The sequence below is a fragment of the Flavobacterium sp. genome (genome assembly GCF_040382755.1).
Lineage (GTDB): Bacteria > Bacteroidota > Bacteroidia > Flavobacteriales > Flavobacteriaceae > Flavobacterium.
In genome coordinates this window covers 1-9300 of sequence record NZ_JBEIET010000082.1, presented here as the reverse complement: position 1 = coordinate 9300, position 9300 = coordinate 1, and the positions used below count along the sequence as shown (strand labels likewise).

The following is a 9300-nucleotide window of genomic DNA, read 5'->3' as shown; positions in this document are numbered from 1 at the left end:
GTGCTTTTACAATTAAAAAAATAAAATACTGAAACAAATTCAGCATAAAATGAAGAAAAAACTCATTCAAAATACCAAAGACCATTTTGAAAAATTATTTCAAAAACCTGCGAAACATATCTTTCTTTCACCAGGAAGAATTAATATCATTGGCGAACACGTAGACTATAACGACGGTTATGTACTTCCGGCTGCCATTAACAAATACATTTGTTTTGCCATTTCTGAAAATAAAAATTCAGAATGTGTACTTGTAGCTAAAGATTTGAATGATGTATATACATTTGACATAAATGACCCTTTACAACCCATTGATAAAATGTGGGCAAATTATATTTTAGGAGTACTGCATCAGTTAAAAGAAAGAGGTATAAAACTAAAGGGCTTTACCCTTGTTTTTAGCAGTACCATTCCTATGGGTGCTGGCTTATCTTCTTCTGCAGCTTTAGAATGTGGTGTGGCTTACGCAATGAATAACCTGTTTCAACTTCAGTTGTCTAAAGAGGAAATGGCGAAAATAGGACAAAAAGCAGAACATACTTTTGCGGGTGTCAATTGCGGCATTATGGATCAATTTGCATCTGTATTTGGTAAAAAAAATAAGGTCATAAAATTAGATTGCACCTCGTTAGCGTACGAATATCATCCCGCTAATTTTAACGAATACCAATTGGTTTTGTTTGATAGTTGTGTGAAACATACGCATTTAACTTCGGGGTATAACGACAGACGAAATGAAGTAGAACAAGGATTAGCCATCATAAAAGCGAATTATCCTGAAGTAACTTCGTTTAGAAATTGTACCGAAGCAATGGTGGTGGCATTGAAAAATACGTTAGGCGAAATTATATTCAACAGGTGTTTATTTGTGGTACAAGAAATAGAACGTGTACCCTTAGCCATCGCTGCATTATCAAAAGGAAACATAAATCAATTGGGCGAATTAATGACAAAAACCCATTATGGCTTATCGGAATTGTACGAAGTAAGTTGCCCCGAAATGGACTTTTTAGTTGCCGAAGTACTCGGTGAAGCTGAGGTGGTTGGCGCACGAATGATGGGTGGTGGTTTTGGTGGTTGTACCATAAACGTAGTAAAAAAAGAAAAGGCGAACAGCGTAATTCAAAAGCTTACAAAAGCCTATAAAATAAAATACAACATCGATTTAAAAGCATATAAAATAAAAATTGCCAAAGGCACTAGCACGTATGGAATTTAACATTAACGAACATCCGCACAGAAGATTCAATCCGTTATTAAACGAATGGATTTTGGTCTCACCACATCGGGCAAAACGACCTTGGCAAGGGCAAAACGAAACGCCATCTATTGAAAACAGTGTAGCGCACGACGAAAATTGTTATTTGTGTGCTGGAAATACTCGATCTAATGGCGAACAAAATCCGCAATATGACGCGTGTTATGTTTTTGACAATGATTTTCCTGCCCTATTGGAAGATGACATTACTTTTGAATCGAAATTGAATCCTTTATTTCAAATAAAACCAGAAAAAGGAATCAACAGAGTCATTTGTTTTTCACCCAAACACAACATTACGTTAGCCGAAATGGATGTAAAGGAAATTGAAAACGTAATACACACTTGGAAAGAAGAATATGCTACTTTGGGCAGTAAAGACTTTATTAATTACGTGCAAATATTTGAAAACAAAGGCAGTGTAATGGGTTGTAGCAATCCCCATCCGCACGGACAGATTTGGGCACAATCGTCGCTACCTACTCAAGTTGAAAAAACACAAAAAAGTTTGCAAGCCTATTTCGAAAAAAACAATACCAGTTTACTGGAAGATTATATAAAACAAGAATTAGTAGCACAAGAACGCATTGTCCTTGAAAACGAACATTTTGTGGTTTTGGTGCCGTTTTGGGCTACTTGGCCTTTCGAAACTTTGCTTGTTAGCAAACGCCATTTTGGAAGTTTGTTAGGATTAACTACTAAAGAATCTGAAGCATTAGCCGAAGCTATACAAGGCATTACGGTAAAATACGACAATTTATTTGAAACGTCTTTTCCGTATTCGGCAGGCATACACCAAGCGCCAACAGACCGAATTTCGCATCCCGAATGGCATTTACATATGCATTTTTATCCGCCGTTATTGCGCAGCGCGTCGGTGAAAAAGTTTATGGTAGGCTACGAAATGTTAGGCGAAGCACAACGCGATATTTCTCCTGAAAAAAGCGCCGAAATGTTACGTAATTTACCAAATACACATTATAAATTAACTCACAAAAATTAAAACTATGCAAACATTAGCCAATTTAGATTACTTAGTTTTCTTTATTTATTTTATCATCATTGTAGGATACGGACTTTGGGTATATCGCAAAAAAAAGAAAGCCGAAGCCAGTAGTAACGATTATTTTTTAGCCGAAGGTTCGTTAACGTGGTGGGCTATTGGTGCCTCGTTAATTGCCAGTAACATTAGTGCCGAACAATTTATTGGTATGAGTGGGAGCGGTTTTAAAATGGGATTGGCCATTGCCACATACGAATGGATGGCAGCGGCAACCTTAATTATTGTAGCCGTATTTTTTATGCCGGTATACCTAAAAAACAAAATATTCACAATGCCGCAATATCTGGAAAAAAGATACAACAGCAATGTAGCTATGATTATGGCGGTGTTTTGGTTGTTACTCTATGTATTGGTTAATTTAACCTCTATTTTATATTTGGGCGCGTTAGCCATTAGTAGTATTTCTGGTTTAAACCTTACTTTTTGTATGGTAGGTTTGGCCTTTTTTGCGTTAATGATTACGCTTGGCGGAATGAAAGTAATTGGATATACAGATGTTATTCAGGTGTTCTTTTTAATTTTAGGTGGCTTGGTTACTACTTATTTGGCCTTAAACTTGGTTGCTGAATCGTTTGGTACTACAGGTGTACTTAACGGGTTTCAGTTAATGACGGAAAAAGCCAATGATCATTTTCATATGATTTTTGAGAAATCGAATCCAAATTATATGGATTTACCGGGACTTTCAGTATTAATTGGTGGGATGTTAATTATCAATTTAAATTACTGGGGTTGCAACCAATACATTACGCAACGCGCTTTAGGTGCCGATTTACAAACTGCTCGTTCGGGTATTTTATTTGCTGCTTTTTTGAAAATACTAATGCCTATTATTGTGGTTTTACCCGGAATTGCCGCGTATGTATTATACCAAAATGGGGGCTTTCAAACAGAAATGTTACACGATGGCAGTGTGAACCCAGACCGTGCCTACCCTGTTTTACTTAACTTATTGCCAGTGGGCTTAAAAGGATTGTCTTTTGCAGCATTAACAGCAGCTATTGTGGCATCGTTAGCAGGAAAAGCAAATAGTATAGCTACCATTTTTACGTTAGATGTGTATAAAAACAAAATTAATACAGAAGCTACCGACAAAAAACTGATTTCGATAGGAAAAATAACCATTGCCATTGCATTATTTGTAGCCGTTTTGGTAGCGCCATTTTTAGGCATAGATAAAAAAGGCGGTTTTCAATACATCCAAGAATATACCGGATTTGTGAGCCCTGGTGTGTTTGCGATGTTTATATTGGGTTTCTTTTGGAAAAAAACAACTTCTAACGCGGCCTTATTTGCTATTATTGGTGGATTTATACTTTCTATCTTGTTTAAATTTATGCCTGGTGTTGTAGACCTTTCTTTCTTAAATGGTGTAGGATTTTCGGTACCGAATGCAGAAGGCATTTACGAAATACCATTTGTAGACCGTATGGGCTTTGTGTTTCTAATTTGCCTTATTGTAATGTTTTTTATAAGTAGGTACGAAACCAAAAACGGCGTAGTAACCAACGGATTAGAAATAGAAAAATCGATGTTTAAAATGTCGCCTGGTTTTACTGTTGGCGCACTTATTATTACAGGAATTTTAGTAGCACTATACACGGTTTTCTGGTAACAGCTACTTCTTATACAAACAAAAACCTTTGCTGATAATTGGCAAAGGTTTTTTTATGTTTAACTGCTACGCGAAAGGATTAACTTCGTTCAATTTCATTACACGCTTGAGCGGTGGGCAGTTTAATATGTTAAATCTGTAAATTCTATCTCATCCTTGTTTATATCCAAATGAATATGAAAAAATGTTTTTTCTATATTATTACCCATAATTATATGCTTTAGACATATTTGGGCAGGTTGATTGATAATCTCAAACGAAAATTCGCCGCATTTTAATTGAGTGTTAGGATAGATTTTAATATTATCATTTGTAGCTTGAAACCTTATTTCATTTTCTTCTGCTTGTGGTAAACGTATAAAATTTTCTGCATTTTTTGTTAGTGAAGCATTTTTTAATTTAAGTGTTATAAATGAAAAAATTTCTCTAGCAATTGCTTCACTTGAGTTTAATATTTCGATTGGTAAATTTATTTCACGTTTTAATTTATTAAATATTATAGATTCCTTTTTTATAGGTTGATTTAATTTTGCTGATACATTTCTATTCATTGTATCTCTTATTTCATAATCTTCCATAGGAACACTTTCAAAGTTATATCTTCTATAATATTTTTTGTCTAAAGATTGATGTGCAGTAAAACTCCTAGGGATTTCAATAATATATATGGTTTCTAAATTTGCTTCATTAATTCTAATAGGGTTTATCTTTATGTCTTTAATTTTAGGTTTTATGTTTGTTTGTAATATTTGTTCTATCCTTTCTTTTGTAACAATTCTACCATCTACAGGGCTTAATTTTTCTGGCAAATGGGCTTTTTCTTTTAAATTAAATTCTGAAATTCCATAAATAATAATCCCACCATTTGAATTTGCAAATGCTGAAATGTCTTTACATAATTCTGATTTATTTTTATCGATTGATAAGTCAAGTGATTTACCACCTTTATATTCTAAAGAACTATTTTCTTCAATTTCGTTCTCTATATATGAATTTACTTTATTTAAATCCCACATTATTCTATTTTTTATAAAATTATTTTTTTACTCCAAACACCAAAGTAAAGCAGTGCAAAATTGCCTACGTTTCGCAAATTTATTATGTGGTGGTTTTTGAAAACGGATTTTTCAGTTTAGCACTTAACTTTCTTTGATGCACAAAGTTTACTTTTAGCACTAAACCCGCCATTTCATAAATATGCTGTTGGCAGATGGCTATTTTTTTATAATTTTCTTAGTTAATATTTTTCCATTTTCATCACTAATTTTCGCAAAATAAACTCCTGTATTTAAGTTAGATAGATCCATTTTATTGTCTTGAAATTGTAAATTATTTATTATTCTACCGTTTAAATCAGAAATTTGTATATCTTTTATATCTAAATCACTTTTTATAAATAAATAATCAGTAGCTGGATTTGGATATATTGATATGTTGTTTTTTTCTTCTGATTCTGATAAGCCCAAAGTTGAATCCTTTATAATAATTACTTTGTTGTCAGTTGTGTTAAAAGCATAACAACCATTTCCACAAGAGATTATGTTTTTTACTGAACCAAATGCTTGTGAAATTGGTAAACTATCATACAACAAAAAAGTATTTGGATTAAATCTTTTAAATGTAATGTTTCCAGAAAAATCATAACTAGCAAAACATACACGATTATAGTAACTATCATATACAACTGGACCAGTAGCATTTGAAAATTGACCAATAACAAATGGTGCTGTTGTTACATCAACAACTTTACCATCAAATGAATACATATAATTATCTTTATAAATAAAATCTAGATAAAAGTTTGATAATACATTTTGAGTTACACTAACATTACTAACTCCGCTACTATTTACTGATAATCTTCTAATTCCAAATTCAGTTGTTTCATTATTGTATCCGATTAATGAATTTTGGCTAGTAAATTCTATTCTGTTACTTCCTGTATGGTCAGGAGTTGTTGTCGGTCTCATAACATTATTGTCGTATATTACGACTCCTTCATGTCTAGGAGAAAAGCCATTGTTTTTTCTAGAAATAGCAATAGTTGTTGGCTGACTAGGCATAACTTCTATGTCTTCAACATAATAAGAACCAGTTGAGGAATCACTTCCTAAACTAAATTGAAGACCTGCAGTTTGAGTTGTAACATCAAATCTTCTAACAGTTGATGAGCCACTAAAACCAGAGTATATATATTGACCATTATCAGAAATTGCTAGTACAGTAGGTTCACTGCCAATAAACACAGTATTTTCTAGTGTATAATTATTTGGGTTTATTATACCTATACTATTCCCATTTGAACCATTTGCACTAGGAATACTTACATAAATTTTGTTTGTTACCGAATCATAAACTAAATCATTAGTAGTTAAATTCAATGTGTTTACTTGAAGTTGAGCAAATAACAATGAACTACTTCCAAGCATTAATATAGATAAAATTCTTTTCATATTTATATGTATTTTAATTAGTTACGTTTTCTTTAGCTTTCTGCCAACTTCTATATATGCTCAGTTTTTTAAGTTTAGTTGAACAAAGCCATACCCATTTTGGTGTATCTACTCAATAATTAACTAGTTGAATTTTAAAAACATTAAGCATTATTTTCATATTGCACGAAAACCGTATGTTTAACAAAGTAATTTTAGTTTTTTTGCTCATTCCAAAGTTAAATATAAAAAATCACTTTTCTTTGTAGAATGATTTCTACAAGATGGTGAAGGGTGAAGGGTGAAGGGAAAAGGAAAAAGGAAAAAGGAAAAAGTGAAAAGTGAAAAGTTAAGGTTACTAAAAAATTGAGTGTTTTGTAAATACTACGTTTAAATAAATTATATGGGCTAATCTTGGGCTAACATATAAAAACATAAAGCGTTTATTTGTGAAACTAAAATTATAAAAGATGAAAAAAATATTTTTAATTACTTTGATTGGAATAAGTGTGTTTTCCTACGGACAAAAAACATTTAAACTTTGTACTATTGAAGAAAGAAAACTTGATACAATTGCTAATTTTTTTAATGTTTCTAAAGAAGAGAGTGCAATTAGTGGCAAATTAGTTATTGGACCAACTAATTTTACCTTATACGTGGGTAAAAAAATTGTATTCAACCAAAAATTAATTAATTTTGATAAGACTCTTGACAACGCACCATTTTTTCAATTTACACATAAGAATAATGAAAAAATTTATATTATGATTATGGATAAGACGCCTTATAGTCCCGCAACTATAATAACCTGTTTAGACGGAATAACAAGATATTCATATAAAGAATGTAAATAAATTTTAAATTAAAAAATATAATAAATTATGAAAAAAATAGTATTAGGATTATTATTATTTGTTTGCTTTTATACAAATGCACAAACATCTTTACCTTCTGGCAAAGCTCAATTAGTTGAGTTTACAAATAAAACTGCAAAATTTATTGTGCCTGCTGGTAAGACTTGGTATGTAAATCAAGTTCTTTCATATTATAAACTAAAAAATACTGATGGTATACGAGTTCATATAAAAAGTATAAATGGAGTAGAATTAACTAATTTAGCCCTTGAAAAATATGGAACAAAAGTGTATGATGCTGTAAATACTTATGTGATTCAATTTCCATTAATTTTTCCTGAAAACACTACTTTTGAATTAATAATTTTAGAAAAAAAAGAAACTGGTCCGCCTTATCTTTCAGATAACAATGCATTCATAAATTATGTAGAAACAAACAATTAATTTAAGAAGTGTAACAATACAATAAGCATAATAAAAAACGCAACTACATAATAAAAGTAGTTGCGTTTTTTGTGACCTCGGCAGGGTTCGAACCTGCAACCAACGGAGCCGAAATCCGTCATTCTATCCAGTTGAACTACGAAGCCATTTGCTTTTTTTCAATTTAAGTTGTAAACGTAATAAATAAAAGAATTAAACTATTATTTATTACATAAATATTACCATCTATGGTTAATATATAAACTATTTTTTCATAGAAATATTTTCAAAATATTAGTGTTGATTTTAACATTTTTAAATCGACTAAAGTTAATAAGGAATTTTCTTAATAAATTTGAAATATACAAAGTTTCCATTTTCAAATATTGCTTGATAAAGGTTAGAATAACTTTGATTAACTCCATTACTTGCATTAAATTGAATTTGTTTTTTCAAAGTATTAAATTCTGTCTCTTCATCAAAAAACTCATCTCTTACCCAATTGGATACATCTTCGATAGAATTGTCGGTAATTTGAAATGGAAAATATAAATCCATAGAACGCTGACCTCCATGAATTTTTGTTATAATTAATTCATCTTTATTATCAAAGTTAAAATCTTTAAAAGAAATGGGTAAACTATCTAATTCAACTATTATTTCTTGATAGGGACAGTCCAAAACTTTTGTACTGTCTTCTGAAAACTTAATGTTTTTGGCGGTGTATAATGGTAAAGAAAATTCCTCAAATTTAAAAGGGAAAATTTTACCATCTTTTGAAAAATTAAATACTGCATAACCGCATAATTGTTCATAAAACTCACAGGATTCTTTTGGATAATAAATAATATCTAAGTCAAAACCTTTTATTTTTTTATTTGATTTAAACACAACGCAATTAGATAGTCTATTCTTTTTTTCTGAAAGCTCAATTTTATTTTTTAAATCTAATATGGTTTGTTCGTTAAGTTTATACTTTTCATTAAGCCTTTCAAATTCATTTTTCAAATTCGAAATTTCTAATTGATTATTAGTTATATTTTTCAAAAGCTGTTTTATTTCAGAATCTTTATTCGAAATCAAAATACTATCTTTAGATATTATTGATTTCAGACTGTCTAAAGACTTATTTAATTCAATAATTTGCTCCTTTTTATTTTGAGAGAACACTGAATTCATTGTTATACAACAAAAAAATAATATTACTAATTTCATTTTCTTTTATTTTTATTTTATCTTATTATATCAAAAATCGCTAGAAAATTTATTAGATTGTTAAATAGTTAGATAAAATCTAAACTATCTAAGATATCTAACTTTTCTAACCTGTCTAACTTGTCTAAGATGTCTAAGATATCTAAAAATCTAATCTATCTAAACCAATAATTTCTTAACAATCGTAGAAATGGTTTTTCCTTCTGCTTGTCCGCCAATTTGTGTTGCGGCTAAGCCCATAACTTTTCCCATTGCTGCGATTCCAGATGCACCAGTTTCTGCAATTATTTTAGCAACAATAGCTTCTACTTCTGCTTCTGATAATTGGGCTGGTAAGAACTTTTCGATTACTGCAATTTGCGCCAATTCTGGTTCGGCTAAATCGGCACGGTTTTGTTCTGTAAAGATAGACGCACTGTCTTTACGCATTTTTACTAATT

Annotated in this window: 9 protein-coding genes and 1 tRNA gene; 5 read left to right on the top strand and 5 right to left on the bottom strand. The window is 30.9% G+C overall.

All coding sequences use genetic code 11. The features are described 5' to 3' along the window. The first annotated feature begins 49 nt into the window (after window positions 1-49). Genes galK through ABWO04_RS08120 form a run of 3 tightly spaced genes read left to right on the top strand, consistent with a single transcriptional unit; the run spans window position 50 to window position 3936 of the window. The gene (gene galK / locus ABWO04_RS08130) at window positions 50-1219 is read left to right on the top strand and encodes a galactokinase (protein ID WP_353078985.1); all 1170 of its coding nucleotides are present in this window, start codon (window positions 50-52) and stop codon (window positions 1217-1219) included. Next, window positions 1209-2261 carry a UDP-glucose--hexose-1-phosphate uridylyltransferase gene (locus ABWO04_RS08125; RefSeq protein ID WP_353078987.1) on the top strand — a complete coding sequence of 351 codons (1053 nt, stop codon included), beginning with the start codon at window positions 1209-1211 and terminating at the stop codon, window positions 2259-2261. Before galK ends, ABWO04_RS08125 begins: the two co-directional genes overlap by 11 nt. Before the next feature lie 4 nt (window positions 2262-2265). Next, entirely contained in the window at window positions 2266-3936 is a 1671-nt protein-coding gene (locus ABWO04_RS08120) for a sodium/sugar symporter (RefSeq protein WP_353078983.1), read from the top strand. Between the two features lie 122 nt (window positions 3937-4058). Here ABWO04_RS08120 and ABWO04_RS08115 read toward each other — a convergent pair whose 3' ends face one another. Together ABWO04_RS08115 and ABWO04_RS08110 are read right to left on the bottom strand one after the other, a co-directional pair. Beyond that, window positions 4059-4952 (bottom strand): AlbA family DNA-binding domain-containing protein, encoded by an 894-nt coding sequence (locus ABWO04_RS08115; RefSeq protein WP_353078981.1) that lies wholly within the window; start codon window positions 4950-4952, stop codon window positions 4059-4061. A gap of 198 nt (window positions 4953-5150) precedes the next feature. Beyond that, on the bottom strand, window positions 5151-6389 hold the full coding sequence (locus tag ABWO04_RS08110; RefSeq protein WP_353078979.1) for a T9SS type A sorting domain-containing protein: 1239 nt from the start codon (window positions 6387-6389) through the stop codon (window positions 5151-5153). 449 nt (window positions 6390-6838) lie between these two features. On the opposite strand from ABWO04_RS08110, the gene ABWO04_RS08105 reads away from it, so the two are divergent. Both ABWO04_RS08105 and ABWO04_RS08100 read left to right on the top strand, forming a co-directional pair. Continuing rightward, window positions 6839-7222: a hypothetical protein gene (locus tag ABWO04_RS08105; RefSeq protein ID WP_353078977.1), complete on the top strand. Its 384-nt coding sequence runs from the start codon at window positions 6839-6841 to the stop codon at window positions 7220-7222. A gap of 27 nt (window positions 7223-7249) precedes the next feature. Further along, window positions 7250-7666: a hypothetical protein gene (locus tag ABWO04_RS08100; protein WP_353078975.1), complete on the top strand. Its 417-nt coding sequence runs from the start codon at window positions 7250-7252 to the stop codon at window positions 7664-7666. A gap of 72 nt (window positions 7667-7738) precedes the next feature. Here ABWO04_RS08100 and ABWO04_RS08095 read toward each other — a convergent pair. The 3 genes from ABWO04_RS08095 to ABWO04_RS08085 form a co-directional block, all read right to left on the bottom strand. Next, window positions 7739-7812, bottom strand: a tRNA-Arg gene (locus ABWO04_RS08095). A 163-nt stretch (window positions 7813-7975) separates the two neighbouring features. Beyond that, the gene (locus tag ABWO04_RS08090) at window positions 7976-8860 is read right to left on the bottom strand and encodes a hypothetical protein (RefSeq protein WP_353078973.1); all 885 of its coding nucleotides are present in this window, start codon (window positions 8858-8860) and stop codon (window positions 7976-7978) included. 159 nt (window positions 8861-9019) lie between these two features. Next, window positions 9020-9300: GatB/YqeY domain-containing protein (locus tag ABWO04_RS08085; RefSeq protein WP_353078971.1), on the bottom strand; the 281-nt coding region annotated here is incomplete at its 5' end.

Excerpts from the sequence above, each read along its gene's own strand:
- ABWO04_RS08090 (WP_353078973.1), bottom strand. The coding sequence starts at position 8,860 with ATGAAATTAGTAATATTATTTTTTTGTTGTATAACAATGAATTCAGTG.
- ABWO04_RS08105 (WP_353078977.1), top strand. The coding sequence starts at position 6,839 with ATGAAAAAAATATTTTTAATTACTTTGATTGGAATAAGTGTGTTTTCC.
- ABWO04_RS08115 (WP_353078981.1), bottom strand. The coding sequence starts at position 4,952 with ATGTGGGATTTAAATAAAGTAAATTCATATATAGAGAACGAAATTGAA.
- ABWO04_RS08125 (WP_353078987.1), top strand. The coding sequence starts at position 1,209 with ATGGAATTTAACATTAACGAACATCCGCACAGAAGATTCAATCCGTTA.
- ABWO04_RS08120 (WP_353078983.1), top strand. The coding sequence starts at position 2,266 with ATGCAAACATTAGCCAATTTAGATTACTTAGTTTTCTTTATTTATTTT.
- galK (WP_353078985.1), top strand. The coding sequence starts at position 50 with ATGAAGAAAAAACTCATTCAAAATACCAAAGACCATTTTGAAAAATTA.
- ABWO04_RS08100 (WP_353078975.1), top strand. The coding sequence starts at position 7,250 with ATGAAAAAAATAGTATTAGGATTATTATTATTTGTTTGCTTTTATACA.
- ABWO04_RS08110 (WP_353078979.1), bottom strand. The coding sequence starts at position 6,389 with ATGAAAAGAATTTTATCTATATTAATGCTTGGAAGTAGTTCATTGTTA.